This window comes from Ruegeria sp. B11 (genome assembly GCF_056539785.1).
This window is the reverse complement of sequence record NZ_JBQFVO010000002.1, coordinates 525,280-542,531: the sequence shown is the minus strand read 5'-3', so window position 1 is coordinate 542,531 and position 17,252 is coordinate 525,280. Positions and strand designations below refer to the sequence as shown.

The 17,252-nt window shown below is 56.6% G+C and carries 15 protein-coding genes; 8 read left to right on the top strand and 7 right to left on the bottom strand.

The window, feature by feature from the left end:
* Positions 1-55 precede the first annotated feature (55 nt).
* The gene (locus ACR0I1_RS10180; RefSeq protein ID WP_480706259.1) at positions 56-973 is read left to right on the top strand and encodes a GlxA family transcriptional regulator; all 918 of its coding nucleotides are present in this window, start codon (positions 56-58) and stop codon (positions 971-973) included.
* A gap of 8 nt (positions 974-981) precedes the next feature.
* Here the strand turns inward: ACR0I1_RS10180 and ACR0I1_RS10175 are convergent, their stop codons facing one another.
* Entirely contained in the window at positions 982-3,417 is a 2,436-nt protein-coding gene (locus tag ACR0I1_RS10175) for a GcvT family protein (RefSeq protein ID WP_480706257.1), read from the bottom strand.
* 188 nt (positions 3,418-3,605) lie between these two features.
* Between ACR0I1_RS10175 and ACR0I1_RS10170 the strand changes: the two genes are divergently transcribed.
* The gene (locus tag ACR0I1_RS10170) at positions 3,606-5,123 is read left to right on the top strand and encodes a trimethylamine methyltransferase family protein (RefSeq protein WP_170646954.1); all 1,518 of its coding nucleotides are present in this window, start codon (positions 3,606-3,608) and stop codon (positions 5,121-5,123) included.
* Between the two features lie 14 nt (positions 5,124-5,137).
* On the opposite strand, the gene ACR0I1_RS10165 is transcribed toward ACR0I1_RS10170, so the two are convergent.
* Both ACR0I1_RS10165 and ACR0I1_RS10160 read right to left on the bottom strand, forming a co-directional pair.
* Entirely contained in the window at positions 5,138-6,112 is a 975-nt protein-coding gene (locus ACR0I1_RS10165) for a LysR family transcriptional regulator (protein WP_480706255.1), read from the bottom strand.
* 100 nt (positions 6,113-6,212) lie between these two features.
* Positions 6,213-6,899 carry a GntR family transcriptional regulator gene (locus tag ACR0I1_RS10160; protein ID WP_480706253.1) on the bottom strand — a complete coding sequence of 229 codons (687 nt, stop codon included), beginning with the start codon at positions 6,897-6,899 and terminating at the stop codon, positions 6,213-6,215.
* Positions 6,900-7,001: 102 nt separating this feature from the next.
* Here ACR0I1_RS10160 and ACR0I1_RS10155 point away from each other — a divergent pair, with 102 nt between their 5' ends.
* Genes ACR0I1_RS10155 through ACR0I1_RS10135 form a run of 5 tightly spaced genes read left to right on the top strand, consistent with a single transcriptional unit; the run spans position 7,002 to position 11,820 of the window.
* Positions 7,002-7,604: an amino acid synthesis family protein gene (locus ACR0I1_RS10155; RefSeq protein ID WP_480706251.1), complete on the top strand. Its 603-nt coding sequence runs from the start codon at positions 7,002-7,004 to the stop codon at positions 7,602-7,604.
* Positions 7,576-8,388, top strand: a complete 813-nt coding sequence (locus tag ACR0I1_RS10150) for an alpha/beta fold hydrolase (protein ID WP_480706250.1) — start codon at positions 7,576-7,578, stop codon at positions 8,386-8,388. The genes ACR0I1_RS10155 and ACR0I1_RS10150 overlap by 29 nt, the downstream gene beginning before the upstream one ends.
* Entirely contained in the window at positions 8,385-9,305 is a 921-nt protein-coding gene (locus tag ACR0I1_RS10145; protein WP_480706248.1) for a flavin reductase, read from the top strand. The genes ACR0I1_RS10150 and ACR0I1_RS10145 overlap by 4 nt, the downstream gene beginning before the upstream one ends.
* Position 9,306: 1 nt before the next feature.
* A complete protein-coding gene (locus ACR0I1_RS10140; RefSeq protein WP_170407735.1) occupies positions 9,307-10,344 on the top strand; it encodes an LLM class flavin-dependent oxidoreductase in 1,038 nt (345 codons plus the stop codon).
* Positions 10,345-10,353: 9 nt separating this feature from the next.
* Positions 10,354-11,820, top strand: a complete 1,467-nt coding sequence (locus ACR0I1_RS10135; RefSeq protein ID WP_480562043.1) for an aldehyde dehydrogenase — start codon at positions 10,354-10,356, stop codon at positions 11,818-11,820.
* 33 nt (positions 11,821-11,853) lie between these two features.
* On the opposite strand, the gene hisD is transcribed toward ACR0I1_RS10135, so the two are convergent.
* The 4 genes from hisD to ACR0I1_RS10115 form a co-directional block, all read right to left on the bottom strand.
* Positions 11,854-13,128, bottom strand: coding sequence for a histidinol dehydrogenase (gene hisD, locus ACR0I1_RS10130; protein WP_480706246.1), 1,275 nt, complete (start codon positions 13,126-13,128; stop codon positions 11,854-11,856).
* A gap of 8 nt (positions 13,129-13,136) precedes the next feature.
* Positions 13,137-13,832 carry a cysteate racemase gene (cuyB, locus tag ACR0I1_RS10125; RefSeq protein ID WP_170663516.1) on the bottom strand — a complete coding sequence of 232 codons (696 nt, stop codon included), beginning with the start codon at positions 13,830-13,832 and terminating at the stop codon, positions 13,137-13,139.
* Between the two features lie 35 nt (positions 13,833-13,867).
* The gene (gene cuyA / locus ACR0I1_RS10120) at positions 13,868-14,881 is read right to left on the bottom strand and encodes a D-cysteate sulfo-lyase (protein WP_170663515.1); all 1,014 of its coding nucleotides are present in this window, start codon (positions 14,879-14,881) and stop codon (positions 13,868-13,870) included.
* Positions 14,882-15,099: 218 nt separating this feature from the next.
* A complete protein-coding gene (locus ACR0I1_RS10115) occupies positions 15,100-16,074 on the bottom strand; it encodes a LysR family transcriptional regulator (RefSeq protein ID WP_480706244.1) in 975 nt (324 codons plus the stop codon).
* A gap of 176 nt (positions 16,075-16,250) precedes the next feature.
* Between ACR0I1_RS10115 and ACR0I1_RS10110 the strand changes: the two genes are divergently transcribed.
* On the top strand, positions 16,251-17,246 hold the full coding sequence (locus ACR0I1_RS10110) for a taurine ABC transporter substrate-binding protein (RefSeq protein WP_170394406.1): 996 nt from the start codon (positions 16,251-16,253) through the stop codon (positions 17,244-17,246).
* Positions 17,247-17,252 lie beyond the last annotated feature (6 nt).

Here is a 17,252-nt window from a genome sequence, read left to right as displayed (position 1 = left end):
TGCCTGACACGATGACATGCAGTAATCGTACGATATCATGCCGAGTTAGAAAAATTTGACCCAGATCTATAACTTTTTGCTGTTCGACGGGTTCTCGAACCTTTGCCTCGCCAACATGGTTGAGCCATTGCGCGCGGCGAACACTTTGGCGGGGCAGGATCTCTATGCCTGGCAGTTTTATTCACCCCATGGTGCGCCAGTCCAAAGTTCCAGCGGGTTGCAGGTCGCGCCTCATGGAGCGATGGGCATTGAGGCGGGTGATGCTTTGGTTGTCATGCCGTCTTATGGGTATCTGGAACACTCGGTTCCCGATACTCATCGCGCTTTGCGCAGGGCCGCAACCCGTCATCGCAAACTGGCTGGTCTGGACACAGGGAGTTGGTTGCTCGCGCGCGCGGGACTGTTGGAAGGGCATCGCGCGACCATTCACTGGGATGAACTTTTCCGGTTCGAAGAAACTTTTACCGATGTCGAGGTCGTGCAGGAACGTTTTGTGATCGACCGGAACCGGATCACCTGTTCGGGCGCGATGGCTGCTTATGATCTGGCGACTGCGCTGATTCTTGCGGATCACGGGCCGCTGTTGTCGATGGAGGTGGCACATCTTCTGATGAATCGTGGTGAACCAAGTGCTGCTTCACCACAGATGAAATCCGAAGACAGGCTGGTGAATCGGGTGCTGGGCGTCATGCAGGGCACGTTGGATGCGCCAGTAATGATAAAGGATATCGCTCGTCAGCTCGGGTGCTCTCAAAAGAAGATTGAGACCCGGGTTTTGTCCGAGCTGGGTGTAACACCGCAGGCGCTCTATCGTCGCCTGCGTCTGAATTTGGCGCGTAAACTTGCGGTCGAGACTCAGCAGTCCGTGGCCGAGATCGCCAGCCGCTGCGGGTATGAGAACCCAAGCGCAATGACGCGGGCGTTCCGGATGCAATTCGGGCAGACACCAACAGCCTATCGAAACGGGGAGTAACTTTGGGATTAGCCTCGCACGCGTGAGAGGTCCGGGTCATACGGGGATGGCGCAATCACCTCGGCCGCGATCAATTCTCCGCACAGGTCAAGCTGCATTCGGCTGCCGGGTTCGGAAAATTCCGGAATCACAAAGCCGTAAGCAAGGTTTAGCCCTGTTCTGTGGCCCCAGTCACCTGACGTGATTGTGCCAATAACCATGTCGTCCGACATCAGGGAGGCTCCACCATGCGCCGGTGCTTTGGTTGCATCGATTTTCAGGCTTACCAGTTTCTTTTGAGGCCCGTTCTCAAGGCGTCTCTGCAACGCGTTTCGGCCAATGAAATCGCCTTTGGTCAATTTTACGAACCGATCCAAACCGGTCTCAAATGGGTCGAACTCTGTGAGCAGATCGGCTTTCCAGTGCAAGAACCCTTTCTCCATCCGCATGGACTCGACGGCGCGAGCACCAAATAATTTCAAGCCATGCGTCTCGCCAGCTTTTCTGAACGCCAGATAGGCCGCGTATAGTGAGGCGTTCGGGACATGTATCTCGTAGGCCAGTTCCCCTGAGTAGCTGATATTCAATACAGTTGCTGGCGCGAACCCGACAAAACACTCGCGAACTGACAGCCAGGGAAAGGCTTCTCGCGACCAGTCTCCTCGAGCACAAGCGGACAGCACGTCGCGCGATTTGGGTCCGGCCAGCACTAATATTGTCTGATCATTGGTGAGTGAGCGGATTTGCACATCTTCGCCATCATGCAGATGCGCCTTTAGCCAGTCCATATCATGGTATTCGCTGGCGGCGGCGGACCCGTACCAGACCCGTGCCGGGCCGCGATCACTCGCGGGAAGGTTGGCGATGGTGGCCTCGGCTTTGACCATCCCGTGGTGGTTCAGCAGATAACCAAGGCCGACCCGCCCGTCGCGTTTTGTCACCGCGCCGCACATCATCCGATCCAGAAACCGATGCCGATCGGTTCCAGTGATTTCCAGCCGGTTGAAGCCGTTCACTTCGGCCAGTCCGACATTTTCTTGAAGGTTTCTGATTTCCGCTGCCACGACGTCAAAGGTCTCATCAAAACTGAAACTCAGCGTTGGGTGAAAATCTGGTGCAGGCTTGATGTAGTCGACCCGCTCCCAACCGTTGACCACTGTAAATTCAGCCCCTTCTGCTGCGAGGATCGGGGTCAGCGGTGTGGTTTTGGCGGGGCGACCGGCAGGCCGGTGTTCGTGCGGGAAATGAAAGCGGAATTCATTCTGGTAATCTTCGATGGCTTTCAGCGCGGTCAGCTCCACATTTGTGTGGCCGGTAAACCGACGCGGATCAAGGCACCACGTGTCATAACAGGCCTCGCCGTGAAGGATCTGTTGGGCCAGCAGCCAGCCATGGCCACCCCCTTCGCCCAAACCCGCGCGCAGACCGATGATGCAGAAAGCATTGCGCTTTCCGGGGATTGGCCCGACCAAAGGTGCGCCGTCAATTGTGTAGGTGATCGGACCATTCACCACTGTATGAATACCGACATCCATCAGTGCAGGCATGCGTGCGAAGGCACCTTCCAGCACATCCGTCACGCGGTCCAGATCGTCAGGGCACAGCGCGTTCACAAAATTCGGATCGATCCCGTCCATGCCCCAGGTTTTGCAATCCTGCTCGTAGAAGCCGACCAGCAAGCCGTTCTTCTCCTGCCGACAATAATAGTCGCTGATCGGACAGCGCAGCAGGGGCATCCGATGGCCTGCGTCGCGGATCGCTTCGATTTCTTCTGTCAGAAAATACTGATGCTCCATCGAAGCGACAGGGTGGTGCACGCCCATCATCGCGCCCACTTCGTTGACCCGATAACCACAAGCGTTAACTACGATATCGCAATCAATATCGCCGTGTTCCGTGCGAACCGTCCAGGTATCGTCCTTGTGCTGTGTCAGTCCTGTGACCGGAGTATTGCGATAAACCTCGGCCCCGGCTTTGCGCGCACGGCGCGCCAGAGCTTGGCACAGTTGAGCCGGATCGATGTCGCCATCTAACGGATCCCATAGCCCACCGAGAAGGTTGTCGGTGGAAATCAACGGGTGCCGGCGGGCGCATTCCTCTGCATCTATGACCTCGAAATGCACATCCATTCCGCGCGCCATAGACGCAAAATGGTGGTACCCCTGCATCTGCTCAGGCGTATTTGCAAGCCGGATGCCGCCGTCACCGTGATGGTAGTTGATAGGATAGTCCGGATCCTCGGCCAGTTCCTTGTACAGGTTGATCGAGTGGGTCTTCAGACCAACCATGGTCTGGTTCATGCCAAAATTGGTCACCTGCGCGGCCGAATGCCAAGTTGTGCCGCTGGTCAACTCATCGCGCTCGACCAGCACCACATCGGACCAACCTTCACGGGTCAAGTGATACAGAGTCGAGCAGCCGGCGATACCGCCGCCAATGACGACCACTTTAGTGCGCGATTTCATCAAGGACCCTCCGGTACGTAGTTTTTGGGGATTAGCCTGTTCTGTCAGTTGGTTCACAAGCGGCTGGATATTGTTACGTAAAAAATCGAAAATAAAAGCTCATTAACTCGTAGTAATTCGAATGCGGTTGAAATTGGCTTTAGACGTTTAGTTGAATTGATCAACCTGATGCGGTTGGAGGATCACAAATGGCTGCGCCGCAGGCGAAAAGGTCCGGTCGAAAAGGACGTATCGCACAGCGGGCTGAAAAGCCTGCGCTCGACCCCTGTCCGCCAGGTCAACCGGGAGGCGCTTACAAACCCTTGACTGGGGTTGAGCTTGAGCGGATTTACAACACGGCTCTGGATCTTCTTGAGAAGCTGGGGATCGGTGAGGTGCCGGATCGCTTGCGTTCTGATTTGTTGGCGGTTGGGGCGCAAGATAGCGGGGAGGGGAGGATACTTTTTTCGCCTCAACTTGTGGAACAGGCGATTGATCAGGCCGCCAAGACCTTCGTTCTGCACGGGCGTGATCCAGCCCGATCCATCGAAGTTGGCGGTAATCGCGTCTATTTCGGAACCGGAGGGGCGGCGGTTCAGACGCTTGATCTGCGCAGTGGTCGCTATCGGCCTTCAACCTTGCAGGACTTGCATGATTTCACGCGTCTTCAAGATGTCTTGCCAAATGTCAGCTGGTTCACCCGCTGTTGCGTTGCAACCGATCTGGAGGAAACCTTCGATCTGGATGTGAACACCGTCTATGCGCTGTTGAAGAATACCTCCAAGCCCACCGCGACGTCTTTTACATTGGCGCAGCACGTTGCGCCAATTGTTGAGATATTGGATATCGCAGCCGGGGGACCCGGTGAATTCGCAAAACGCCCGTTCATGAAAGCACATATAAGCCCGGTGATCTCGCCGATGCGCTACGGCGAAGACGCAGTGGATGTGGTCTACGCCTGCATCGAACACAATATTCCGATTTCTTGCATCACCGCTGCTCAGGCCGGCGCGACTGCACCAGCGACCTTGGCTGGTTTTCTGGCGCAGTCATTGGCAGAAACTCTTGCGAGTCTGGTAATGGTCCACGCGATCCAGCCCGGGTTTCCTATGGTCTTTTCGAATTGGCCACTGGTGATTGACCTTCGGACCGGCGCGTTCTCAGGTGGCAGCGGAGAGACGGCTGTCCTGAATGCAGCATCTGCACAATTATCAAATTGGCTTGGGCTGCCTTCAGGTGTGGCCTGTTCGATGTCTGATGCCAAGGCGATCGACGCTCAATACGGGATGGAAAAGGGACTGACCTCAATGGCGGCAGCGCTGGCAGGTGGTAATCTGATCTATGAAAGCTCGGGCATGACGGCCTCGTTGCTGGGTGCAAGTTTTGAGGCGTTCGTGCTGGATGATGAGATGCACTCGTACACCTACCGCGCTTTGAGGGGGATAGAGGTGACACACGAGAATCTGGGCTTTGACGCAATCTGCGAAGCAGTTCTGGGCGAGGGCCATTTTCTGGGTGGTCAGCATACTTTTGCGGCCATGGAACGGGATTACTTTTATCCCTCACTCGCAGACAGGGACGAGCCGCGAACCTGGGCAGAAAACGGAGCGCAAGATGCCTGGAGCCGCGCGCGACATCGGGCGCAAGAAATTTTGCAGACCCATACGCCAAGATACCTGTCAGACGAACAGGATCGGCAAATCCGAGATCGCTTCAACATTCTTTGAAGGCTGATCCAGTGCTATTCGATAAGTTTGAAACTATCCGTCAGCCACGGGATATCATCGCGCAGTGGGGAAATGATGCGGTCATTGATCAATGATCGGGTTTTGGCATCCACAAGCTCAATCACTGATCTTGAACAATCCGGCGTCGCGACCAGCGCCAGTGTGCGTGCAAAGCTCTTGCCCGGAAATGGGTGCATGCACAGCCTTGATTGGAACCGCTTTGCCCGAGAATACAGCAGCGGCGTCGTGATGGTCCAACCCGCACCGGAGGACACCATCGACATCAGCGTCTGATTGTTGCTGCATTCAAACCTGTGAGAGGACGAAATCCCCATCCGGCGTAATTGGGACTCGATCTGGCGCGCGATGATCAGATTGCCGGAATATCGTAGAAACGGCAATTTGGTTCGTCCCTCAACAATGTCTTGCAAAGACTTGTCATTCACCGCAGGCAAAACGATCACAAATGGATCGCGCAGAAGGGGGCGATCCTGCAGATCGCGCATACGTTCGCTAGGAGTAGTGGAAATCCCCAGATCCAACTGCCTGTCGCGCAGCATGTCGATAATCGCGTGGCTGGAATCTGTATGGTACATGAAATCGCAGGCAGGCATGTTCGTAAACAAGTAGACTGCCAGTTCCGGAATGATGTCGCTGTCGAAATCCTCGATCGTGCCGAAACGCAGATAACTGGCCTCGGTAATACTGCCCGCAGATGCCTCTGCCTTGGCCTTTCGGATCAGGTGCAGCGCATCGTCGATATTGCGCAGGAAGACCCGGCCCTTCGGGGTCAGAACCATGGGTCTACGGGTGTGGTTGAACAGCTCAACGCCCAGATGGTCTTCGAGATTGCGCAGGTGATGGGAAACGGTGCTGATCGTCAGCCCTGTTTCCTTGGCAGCCGCCTGTAGCGAGCCCTTTTGCGCACATATCTGAAACAGTTCCAGCCATTTGAGACTGAGGTCTTTGGGAGCAGACTGACGCGGCATTCCGGTGCTTTCGTGAGATCAGGGCATTCCCGGCAAATCTACGCAGATAATGAGAGCTTTGATATCAGAATCTTGGAATTCTGGCTCAATTGCCGAGCACTCAGGTCTCAGAGCTTTCCAAAAAGCCGCGCGCGGTCTGTGCAGCATCCGCGATATGGCTTTCGACTGCTTTTCGGGCTTTGGCAGGATCTCTACTGAGGATGGCATCATGGATGGCAGTCATGTGGCTCATCCCAGAACGCTCTCGATTCCGCGCTGCGAGGGTCAAGGCCCGCAGGCGGCTGATCCGGCCGTTCAGACGTTGCACGACCTCCCAGGCGATGCTGTGCCCAGCCTGTAGAAAAATCAGTTCATAGAAGCGAGTTGTGGCCTGTAGCAGATTTGACCATTCGGTGTCATTCTGCGCCCCGCCCACTGCTTTCAATGCCTTGCCCAGATCCTTTGCGAAACCTGTCTCATGCGCTTGTGCACAGGCGGCGGCGGCTGAGCCTTCTAGCTGTAAGCGGATGTCATAGATTTGCCGCGCTTGGTCCCAGCTGAGGGTCGAGACGATTGGCCCGCGGTTGGGGATAATCTCAACCAAACCTTCGGCTTCCAGAAACCGGATCGTCTCGCGGATGACGGTGCGGCTGACACCAAGCTGATCGCAAAGCGGGCGTTCAACAAGCCGCTCACCGGGGGCAAAATGCCCGGCGATGATCGCTTCGCGCAGGCGTGCTTGCACGATATCCCGCAAGGTTTGCGGTGCTTTTTCGATCTTTTGAAGGGTGGAGTCGGTGTTCATCATCGACGCTTTCATATCTGTGGTACGGATCCGGAACAAGTATGATTGACATATCGTAATATGGTATACCATATTCTCGACCAAAGGCTTGCCAAAGGAATCACCATGTCCGCCGAAATTCGAAAAACGCTTCTGCATGTCGAAGACACTCTGATCGAGGGTGGTAAGTTGGCGGACACTCCGCTGAAGCTAATTGCCGCAATGGCTGTCATTCGGAACCCGTGGGCTGGTCAGGGATTTGTCGAGGATCTTGGCCCTGCAATCCGCGAGTGCGCCCCTGGACTGGGGGAGTTGCTGACCAAAATGATTTTGGATGCTTCAGGTGGCGGCGACCGGGTCGAAGCCTATGGAAAATCCGCGATTGTGGGCTTGAACGGAGAGGTCGAGCATGCGTCGGCCCTGATCCACACGCTGCATTTTGGCAATCATTATCGCAAAGCAGTCGGCGCGAAATCCTACCTTTCCTTCTGCAATACGCGCGGCCCTGCCAATGCGCCGCTGCTGATCCCCTTGATGGACAAACATGATGGGGGTCGTCGCTCTCACTACCTTACGATCCAGACTTCGGTCGTAGATGCACCTGCGGCAGATGAGATTCTGATTGCACTGGGTGCATCGATTGGAGGGCGGCCGCACCACCGGATCGGGGATCGCTATCAGGACATCGAGGAACTTGGTCATGACGTTGACAACCCTGCAGCTGTCTAACTCGGGCCGATCAGTCGCGTTCAGAGAGGCGGGCGAAGGGCAACCGGTCTTTATGATCCATGGCGTTGGCATGCAATCTGCGGCCTGGGGCCCTCAGTTTGACACGCTGAGCCAGCATTGCCGTATAATTGCGGTTGATCTGCCGGGGCATGGAGGCAGTGACCGTCTGCCATCTGGAAGCCAATTGCCGGATTTTGTCGGCTGGATGCATGATGTTGTCGACGCATTGAATCTGGCTCCGGTCGCAATCATCGGGCATTCAATGGGGGCACTGATTGCCGCCGGCTTTGCGGCAGAGTACCCCGATATCACTAGCCGTGTTGCTATGTTGAACGGCGTCTTCTGTCGCGATGCCTCAGCCCGCGCCGCAGTCATCCAACGGGCCGCTGACATCAGCGCGGGTCGAGTTGATCTGGAAACGCCGTTGTCGCGCTGGTTTGGTGACAGTCCGGGTGATCTGGCTGCCCGTGCGCAGGTGGCGTCGTGGCTTGGGTCTGTGGACCAAAGAGGCTACGCCACCGCCTATTCCGCTTTTGCGCGGGGCGATGCCACTTACGCCAGCAAGATGAATCTGATTTCGTGCCCGTTTCTGGCGCTCACCGGCGACGGAGACTCGAACTCAACCCCGGCTATGTCACAAGCTATGGCCGCAGCAGTTCAAAACGGTCGGGCCGTTGTGATCCAAGGCCACCGACATATGGTGAACTTGACAGCACCCGATGAAGTAACAGCGCATCTGGTTGAATGGCTCGGCCAGCCCGCCGAAGAAAGGATTGCGCAATGACCTCGATCGATCCCCGCACGCTGCGAAATGCATTTGGAGCGTACATGACGGGCGTCACCGTGGTTACTTCGCATGATACCCAAGGTAACCCGATCGGGTTTACTGCGAACTCGTTCACATCCGTCTCACTAGACCCGCCGCTTGTGCTGGTATGTCTCGCCAACAGTTCAAAGAACTATGACGCATTGATTGCCGCCGACGGGTTTGCCGTCAATATCCTGTCAGAGACACAGATCGAGGTATCCAATACCTTTGCCCGGCCCGTCGAAGACCGGTTTGCCAGCGTCGAGTGGCGGCGTGGACCTGCGGGATCGCCGTTGATCGATGGGTCGTCGGCCTGGTTTGACTGCGCTATGCACAAAACCGTCGAAGCGGGGGATCATGTGATCCTGATCGGCGAGGTCAAAGCCTTCGACAATACTCCGGCACCCGGTCTCGGATATGTCAGGGGGGCCTATGTAACGCCATCAACAGCGGCTGGCGCCTTGATGCAGGACACCGGCCTGATCGTCTCAGCCTTGATCGAACGCGCAGGTGAGGTTCTGTTGATCGATGCCGGTGACGGCGCGCTTGCACCGCCTGAGGTGGCGGTTGGATCAGAGGGCGTTTCGGCTGCATTGGACAAGCTAATCGATGCCACCGGGCTGACCGCAGAGCCGGGCTTTGTTTATTCGGTTTACGAAGATGCAGAGAAAAAGCGTCAACACATCGCGTTTCTGTGTCAGGCCGCAGATGGTGAGCCGAAGAAAGGTAATTTCGTCCCGCTGGATATCGTATCCTTTGGCACTGTAACCGACTCGGCGACCCGAACCATGCTGGAACGATTGTCCGAGGAATCCCGTCTGGGAGATTTTGGCATTTACTACGGAAACAAGAACAGCGGCGAGGTTCGCCCGATTACACGAGGAGGTCACTGACATGCGGTTTTCGCTTTTCGTTCATATGGAACGCACCTCTCCCGATCAGGACCAGCAGGAGCTGTATGAAAACTTCATAGAACTGGCCAAGATCGCTGATGCGGGCGGCATGCATGCGGTCTGGACCGGCGAACATCACGGGATGGATTTCACCATCTCGCCGAACCCGTTCCTGAATATCGTCGATCTGGCACGCCAGACCAACAATGTGCGTCTGGGAACCGGAACCGTTATCGCTCCGTTCTGGCATCCGATCCGGCTGGCCGGAGAGGCCGCAATGACGGACATGATCACGAATGGCCGTTTGGATCTGGGCATCGCGCGTGGCGCCTACAGCTATGAATACGAGCGGATGGTGCCGGGGCTGGACGCCTGGGAGGCAGGCCAGCGTATGCGCGAGCTTGTTCCGGCAGTACGGGGTCTTTGGGAGGGCGATCATGCGCTGGACGGAGAGTTTCATTCTTTCCCGGCAACCACATCTTCGCCCAAGCCTCTGCAACAAAACGGTCCACCGATCTGGGTTGCCGCGCGCGATCCCAACAGTCATGAGTTTGCGGTATCGAACGGTTGTCACGTGCAGGTCACCCCTTTGTGGCAGGGCGACGAAGAGATCACCCGGCTGATGGATACGTTCAACGCAGCCTGCGCCAAATTCCATGACGTCCCGCGCCCCGAAATCATGCTGTTGAACCACACCTACATCGCCTCGGACGAGGCGGATGCCCGTCGCGCGGCGGAAGAGATCAATCGCTTTTATTGCTATTTCGGCGCGTGGTTCAAAAACGAACGCCCAGTGTCGCAGGGACTGATCCAGGCGCTGAGCGATGACGACATCGCTAACCATCCCTTCTATTCGCCCGAGGCGATGATCCGGGACAACGTGATCGCCACGCCCGACAAAGCAATCGAACGCATCAAGGGCTATAGCGATCTTGGATATGATGAGTATTCTTTCTGGATCGACAGTGGGATGAGCTTTGAGCGCAAGAAAGCCTCGCTAGAGCGGTTCATCGCGGACGTCATGCCCGCCTTCGCCTAAGGAGAGAAAATGCGGCAGTTTCAGCACTATATCGGCGGCACGTTTTCGGATGGGACCGCGCAGTTCGACAGCCTTGATCCCGCGACGGGCACCGTTTGGGCGAAAATGCCTGAGGCCCGAACACATGATGTGAACGCCGCGGTTGAGGCTGCGTGTTCAGCGCTGAATGCCCCCGAATGGGCGACCATGACAGCAACGGCTCGTGGTAAACTGTTGTACCGGTTGGCCGATCTGGTCGCCGAAAATGCTCAGACCTTAGCCGAGCTTGAAACGCGCGATACCGGCAAGATCATTCGCGAAACCTCTGCTCAGATCGCCTATGTCGCGGACTACTACCGTTACTATGCCGGATTGGCGGACAAAATCGAAGGGGCGCACCTGCCGATCGACAAGCCCGACATGGAGGTTTGGCTGCGCCGCGAACCAGTTGGTGTGGTGGCCGCCATAGTGCCGTGGAATTCGCAACTGTTCCTGTCTGCGGTCAAGATTGGCCCGGCGCTTGCCGCCGGTTGCACAGTCGTTCTGAAAGCATCCGAAGATGGTCCGGCCCCGATGCTGGAATTCGCGCGTATTTTCGATCAGGCAGGCTTCCCGCCCGGAGTTCTGAACGTCATCACCGGCTTCGGGCCGGAATGCGGCGCCGTTCTGACCAGTCACCCGGATGTCGATCATGTTGCCTTTACAGGCGGCCCGGAAACCGCGCGCCATATCGTGCGCAACTCGGCTGAAAACCTCGCTTCGACTTCGTTGGAACTGGGCGGAAAATCCCCGTTCATCGTGTTCGAAGATGCCGATATCGAAAGTGCTGTGAACGCGCAGGTCTCGGGGATCTTTGCTGCGACCGGGCAAAGCTGCGTGGCGGGATCGCGATTGGTAATCTCTGACAAGATCAAAGATGAGTTTCTGGCCCGGCTCACCGAAAAAGCGGGTGAGATCGTGATCGGGGCGCCCGATGACCTAAAGACCGAGGTTGGCCCGCTGTGCACTCAGGCTCAGCTTGTGACTGCTGCAGATCTGGTTGCTGCTTCCGTCTCGGCAGGGGCTACCGTGATAGCGGGTGGGCAACCTTTGGACCGTGAGGGGCACTATTTTCCACCGACAATCATTGATTGTACGGACGCGCCTGATGCGCCCTGTCTGACGCGCGAAGCCTTTGGTCCGATCCTCTCGGTCGTCAGTTTCGGGACCGAAGCGGAGGCGGTACAAATAGCCAACAACACCGCGTTTGGGCTGGCGTCGGGTGTCTTTACCAAAGACTTGACCCGCGCACATCGAATGATCCGCAGAATTCGGGCTGGCATTGTCTGGGTTAACACATATCGCGCGGTCAGCCCGATTGCTCCATTCGGAGGTCATGGACTGTCGGGCCACGGGCGCGAAGGGGGCCTGCAGGCGGCGCTTGATTACACACGGGTCAAATCGGTCTGGTTGCGCACAAGCGACGATCCGATCCCCGATCCGTTCGTGATGCGGTGAATCTGACCAATCAACAGGATCCTTGGGCCAGATTTAGCACACTTTAGACAATCGCATCTCTGCCGCGCGTGCGTGGCCTTCCATGCCTTCCATCCGACTGATCCTAGCAGTGCGTTCAGCAAGCTCGTGCGAGGCTTGCGCTGTGCAGCGCTGCCAAGTCACCGTTTTGGTGAATTTATGCACTGACAGACCGCCGGTATATCGGGCCGCTCCGCTTGTTGGCAAAACATGATTTGGCCCGGACGTCTTGTCGCCGAAGGGCACTGTTGTTTCGGCACCCAGAAACAGCGATCCATAGGTGGTCAGTTGGTCCAGCCACCAATCCAGGTCCTCGGCGATCACCTGCAGATGTTCGGGCGCGTAGTTGTTGGCGACCCTGGCAGCCTCGTCGCGGCTGTCGCAAAGAATGATCTCGGCCCGGTCGCGCCATGCCGTGCGCGCTGCACTAGCGTTCGGCTCGGGAAGACTTTCGATCAGGGCATCGGCGCGTGCGATAACGCCCTGGGCCAGAGCTTTATCAGTGCTGACCAGCCAGACAGGGCTATCGACGCCGTGCTCGGCTTGGCTCACCAAATCCCAGGCGACGGTCTCGATCGATGCTGTGTGATCGGCAATGACCAAGGTATCGGTTGGACCTGCAAACATGTCGATGCCAACCTTACCAAACAGCATCCGTTTCGCCTCGGCGACATAGGAGTTTCCCGGACCGACAAGAATATCAGCTGGCCGCGCACCAAAAAAGCCATGGGCCATCGCAGCAATCCCCTGAACTCCGCCCAGATTCAGGATCAGATCTGCACCGCTAAGGTCCATCGCATAAACTATTGCATCAGGGATGCCCGCACCGGGACGCGGTGGCGAGACCGCCGTGATGTGGGACACCCCAGCCACCTTTGCCGTGGTAATCGTCATCAACGCACTTGCGATATGGCTATACCGACCACCAGGAACGTAACATCCCGCGCTCGAGATCGGGATCTGTTTCTGACCTGCGATCAGGCCGGGCATCACCTCGAGCTCACATTCGCTCACCGTGGTCATCTGCGCTTCGGCAAATCGACGGATATTGGCATGGGCAAAGCGGATGTCGTCTTTGACCTGTTCAGGCACGCGGTCACATGCGGCTTTGCGCGCTTCATCAGTCAACACGAACTCTCCCGTCCAGCCATCGAGCGTTCCGGCATAGCGCCGAACGGCCTCTTCGCCCTCGCGCTCGATATTGGAGAGCATGATTGCGACGATATCGCGGATATCCGAATTTTCTGCATCGGGGCGGGGCAGGGCGGTTTTCAGATAAGAGACGGCCATGGGAAACCTCAACGCGTCAGAGAGTGGGAGTGGATAGCGCCCGCCAGAATATCGACGGTGTCGATGATCGGAACGCTTTTGGGCAAGTCGCGGGTGAGCAGAGAGAATTCGGAGCAGGCCACAAACAAAAGCGCGGCACCCCTGCCCGAAAGGGCGTTAGCAGCGTCGGAAAGTGTGCTGAGCGCAACGTTGGTTGGCCCTTCAGATTTGATGTGGCGGATCGTGCCGAGCATCCTATCTTCATCCTCGGGCCAGATTGCGGTAAATCCAGCGCGGTTCAGGGGGGCGTCAAAAATTCCGACCTTTCGCAGCGCTGGTGAGGCAAGAATTCCGACCTGGCTGCCCGAAGGCAGGTGCTGCACCGCTTGATCCACGGACAGGTCTACCATGTTCAGAAAGGGGATCGAGACGGCGTCCTCTATCTGCGCCGCATAGTGGTGTGCGGTGTTACACGGCATCGCGAGCGCGGTTGCCCCTGATTGCTCCAATCCTCTCGCCATATCGGCCAGAACCGGCCCGGGATCAGACCCGTTGCCCTCGATCAGGTGCGCGATGCGGGAAGGCACCTGTGGGTTCATGTCAATCAGTAGTGGCAGGTGATCGGCATCATCCGCCGCCTGTACCGTGGATAACACGCGCTGCTGCAACAGAATTGTCGCCTCGGGGCCCATTCCGCCCAATATGCCGGTGACGCGGGGTTTCATGCGAAGACCTGCTTGCTGGAACTTATCACCGTGATTTACAGATTGACCCAGCGGTCGGTGTGATCGAAAGCGAAATCATAACCGAACAGGCCAACCGAGCCTCCGGTATGCAAGAACACCACACGCTCATCCTTGAACGAGCCCTTGCGCGCCAGATCGATCAAACCGGCGGCCCCTTTGGCGGAATAGACCGGGTCGAGCAGAATGCCTTCCAGTTCGGCAAACATGCGGATCGCCTCAATGCCGCTTTCGGTCGGCAAGCCGTAGCCGTCGCCTACATAGTCGGTATTGGCCATCACATCCTCGCGCCGCACCACGTCCGGGCTACCCAATTTCTCGGCCGTGTTGCAGGCTAGATCATAGACCATCTGCTCTTGCTTGGGCTGCGGTGCGCGGGTGCCAATGCCAAGAACCGGAATGCCCGTATTCATGGCGCAAAGCCCGGTGACCAGCCCGGCTTGCGTGCCCGAGGAGCCCGTCGCATGCACCACTCGATCGATTTTGAGACCGGCGTTATTGGCCTGGCTCACAAGCTCTAGCGCGCAGTTCACATAGCCAAGCGCTCCGGTCGGGTTCGAACCTCCGCCCGGAATGACATAGACGTTGTGACCTTCTTCACGCTTCTTCGCGGCCGAACGCTCCATCTCGGCGGGCATGTCGTGGCCGCCGGGAAACTTCTCGGTGGTTGCGCCGTGCAGATGATCCAGCAGGACGTTGCCATTGTTGTTGTAGTTGGCGTTGTTATAGCTGGTGCGGTCTTCCAGTAGGATATGACATTTCAAACCCAGCCGGGCAGCGAATGCAGCGGTTTGACGCGCATGGTTCGATTGCGTTGCCCCTTGTGTCATCACCATGTCTGCGCCTTGTTCGAGCGCTTCGCCGAACAGAAACTCTAGTTTGCGGGTCTTGTTGCCACCCGTCGACATGCCGGTGCAGTCGTCTCGCTTGATCCAAAGATCGATTCCCAGAGCCTCGGACATACGATCCATCCGTTCAAGCGGTGTTGGCAGATGGGCAAGAAAAACACGGGGAAAACGGGAAAGATGCATCAAGCTGTCCTGATCTGGGCCCGGCACATGGTTCAAGACCGGTAGGTCTTGCCAACATGGGCCGCTGGGTAGGTTTCTGGGTTTAGAATGCCGCCTGTAGTCAAGCCGCAAGGTCAGGCCTAATCACAGCGGATGGGGCGCGTCGGTCAAGCGCACTGTACCCGGTTTCGAAAAAGCCGGAAAATAACTTCGATATTGCGCTTAGATTACCTGGCAGCTCATTCGGGGGGTGCGGGAATGGTTCGAAAGTCGTCATTCAACCACGGAAACCGCGAATTCATAGGCTCGGTCACATGACGACGGATCAGGTTTTGCAGGGTGTTGTGTATCAGTCGGGTGGTTGTCGACGGATAGATATTGGTCGTGAACAACGATACGGTACGCGCAAAGCTTTTGCCCGGGAAAGGTAATGCGCGTGCATCTTTGTGGAATCGCCGTGCGCGATAGTAGCTGGCGGCAGTCGTGATCGTCCAACCACTGCCCCCGGCGACAAGTCCGATAATTGACTGATTGCATTCAAGTTCGAACCGGTTGGGTAGGTTAATCTTGCTGCGGGTTAGCTGAATTTCGATGAGTCTGCCTATGGTGTGATCACGCGAATATCGTAAAAGCGGAAGCGGACTGTCTGATTTGGTCAGTTCCTCGACCGGTCCGTCATATGCAGGCGGAAGAATGACGATAAACGGATCTCGAAGTAGCGGGAATTCGATTAACCCCTCAAAGTGCTCAGGAGGTCGGGTCGCAACCCCTGCATCCAGCTTTTGAGACTGCAGTTTGTCAAGAATCTCATGGCTGGGGCGGGTAAAGTGGCGAAAATTGCACCGCGGCAGGCTTGCAGAGAGATGACGGAAGAGTTCTGGCGCGACCCGGCTGTCAAAATCGTCAATCAGGCCCAGACGCAAATCTGTTGCATGTTGCCAACTGCCCGAGCGAAGCTCGGCCTCGCCCCGTTTCAAGGCGATCAGGCCGTCATGCACATGTCGTGAGAACACCGTGCCTGCGGGTGTCAGACCCATGGGTCTGCGGCTGTGGTCCACCAAATCCACATCCAGCGCCTTTTCAAGACTGCGCAAATGATTGGAGACCGTACTGATTGACAAACCGGTTTCAGCTGACACCTTTTGGATTGAACCCAACTTGGAAATAAGTTGGAAGACCTCCAGCCACCTGAGACTGAGTGCTTTCTTTGTCATCGGATGCTCCCAAACCAGCGAACTATCAGTAAAAAGCGAAACAAAGTTTCGCTTTTTACGCAACCAGTATTTTGATTTACTAATTCAATGCGTAAGGACTATGGTTTTTCTACTGTTCCAGAGTTCGGACGTTTCAAGAGCCGACAAGTGGAACCAGCAGGGAGAAAATAGTCAAAATGATCAAGAAATATCTGCTCACAACAGCATATGCCGGGATTGCGGCCGTCACCGCTTCACAAGCCGCCGCGCTTGATGAACTGACGGTTGCATATTTCCTCGAATGGCCGATGCCGTTCCAGTATGCGAAAGCAAACGGAACCTACGAAGAAGAACTGGGCGTCAAGATCAACTGGGTGTCCTTCGACACTGGCACCGCCATGTCAGCTGCGATGGCCTCGGGTGATGTACAGATCGCGGTCAGCCAAGGTGTACCACCGTTTGTGGTAACCACTTCGGCCGGTCAGGATATCCAGATCGTCGATGTGGCGGTCAGCTATTCAGACAACGACAACTGCGTTGTTGCCGAAGCGCTTGAAATCGACAAGGGCAACGCGGGTGAACTGAACGGCAAGAAGGTCGGTGTTCCGATCGGTACAGCTGCGCATTACGGTTTCCTGTCGCAAATGTCTCACTTTGGTGTCGACATCGGTTCAATGGAAATTGTTGACATGGCTCCTGCCGATGGCGCCGCGGCGTTTGCCCAGGGCAACCTCGACATGGTTTGCGGCTGGGGTGGCGCGCTTCGTCGTATGACCGAGCATGGCAACATTCTGCTGACCGGTGCTGAAAAAGAAGAGATCGGTATTCTGGTGTTCGACGTCACTAGCGCTCCGGCAAGCTTCATCGAAGAAGAGCCCGAGCTTCTGTCGAAGTTCCTTAAGGTTACCGCAGATGCCAACGCCAAGTGGAACGCAGGCGACAGCAAAGATGAAATGCTGCCGGTGATTGCAAAGGATGCTGGTATGGATCCTGCAGACGCTGAAGCCACAATCGCGACTTTCACCTTCCCGTCAGTTGAAGACCAGCTGTCCGAGAAGTGGCTGGGCGGTGGCGCGCAAGACTTCATGCAGGGTGTTGCAAACGTGTTCGTGTCGGCAGGCAGCATCGAATCCGCTCTGGATTCGTATGATGGTGCCGTTAATGCAGGCCCGCTGACAGCTGCGAATAACTAATCACGC

Bases quoted from the DNA above. Each gene is read 5' to 3' on its own strand.
- ACR0I1_RS10175 (WP_480706257.1), bottom strand. From the start codon at position 3,417: ATGAAATCGCGCACTAAAGTGGTCGTCATTGGCGGCGGTATCGCCGGC.
- ACR0I1_RS10145 (WP_480706248.1), top strand. From the start codon at position 8,385: ATGACCTCGATCGATCCCCGCACGCTGCGAAATGCATTTGGAGCGTAC.
- ACR0I1_RS10170 (WP_170646954.1), top strand. From the start codon at position 3,606: ATGGCTGCGCCGCAGGCGAAAAGGTCCGGTCGAAAAGGACGTATCGCA.
- ACR0I1_RS10135 (WP_480562043.1), top strand. From the start codon at position 10,354: ATGCGGCAGTTTCAGCACTATATCGGCGGCACGTTTTCGGATGGGACC.
- ACR0I1_RS10140 (WP_170407735.1), top strand. From the start codon at position 9,307: ATGCGGTTTTCGCTTTTCGTTCATATGGAACGCACCTCTCCCGATCAG.
- ACR0I1_RS10115 (WP_480706244.1), bottom strand. From the start codon at position 16,074: ATGACAAAGAAAGCACTCAGTCTCAGGTGGCTGGAGGTCTTCCAACTT.
- ACR0I1_RS10165 (WP_480706255.1), bottom strand. From the start codon at position 6,112: ATGCCGCGTCAGTCTGCTCCCAAAGACCTCAGTCTCAAATGGCTGGAA.
- cuyB (WP_170663516.1), bottom strand. From the start codon at position 13,832: ATGAAACCCCGCGTCACCGGCATATTGGGCGGAATGGGCCCCGAGGCG.
- cuyA (WP_170663515.1), bottom strand. From the start codon at position 14,881: ATGCATCTTTCCCGTTTTCCCCGTGTTTTTCTTGCCCATCTGCCAACA.
- ACR0I1_RS10110 (WP_170394406.1), top strand. From the start codon at position 16,251: ATGATCAAGAAATATCTGCTCACAACAGCATATGCCGGGATTGCGGCC.
- ACR0I1_RS10155 (WP_480706251.1), top strand. From the start codon at position 7,002: ATGTCCGCCGAAATTCGAAAAACGCTTCTGCATGTCGAAGACACTCTG.
- hisD (WP_480706246.1), bottom strand. From the start codon at position 13,128: ATGGCCGTCTCTTATCTGAAAACCGCCCTGCCCCGCCCCGATGCAGAA.
- ACR0I1_RS10160 (WP_480706253.1), bottom strand. From the start codon at position 6,899: ATGATGAACACCGACTCCACCCTTCAAAAGATCGAAAAAGCACCGCAA.
- ACR0I1_RS10150 (WP_480706250.1), top strand. From the start codon at position 7,576: ATGACGTTGACAACCCTGCAGCTGTCTAACTCGGGCCGATCAGTCGCG.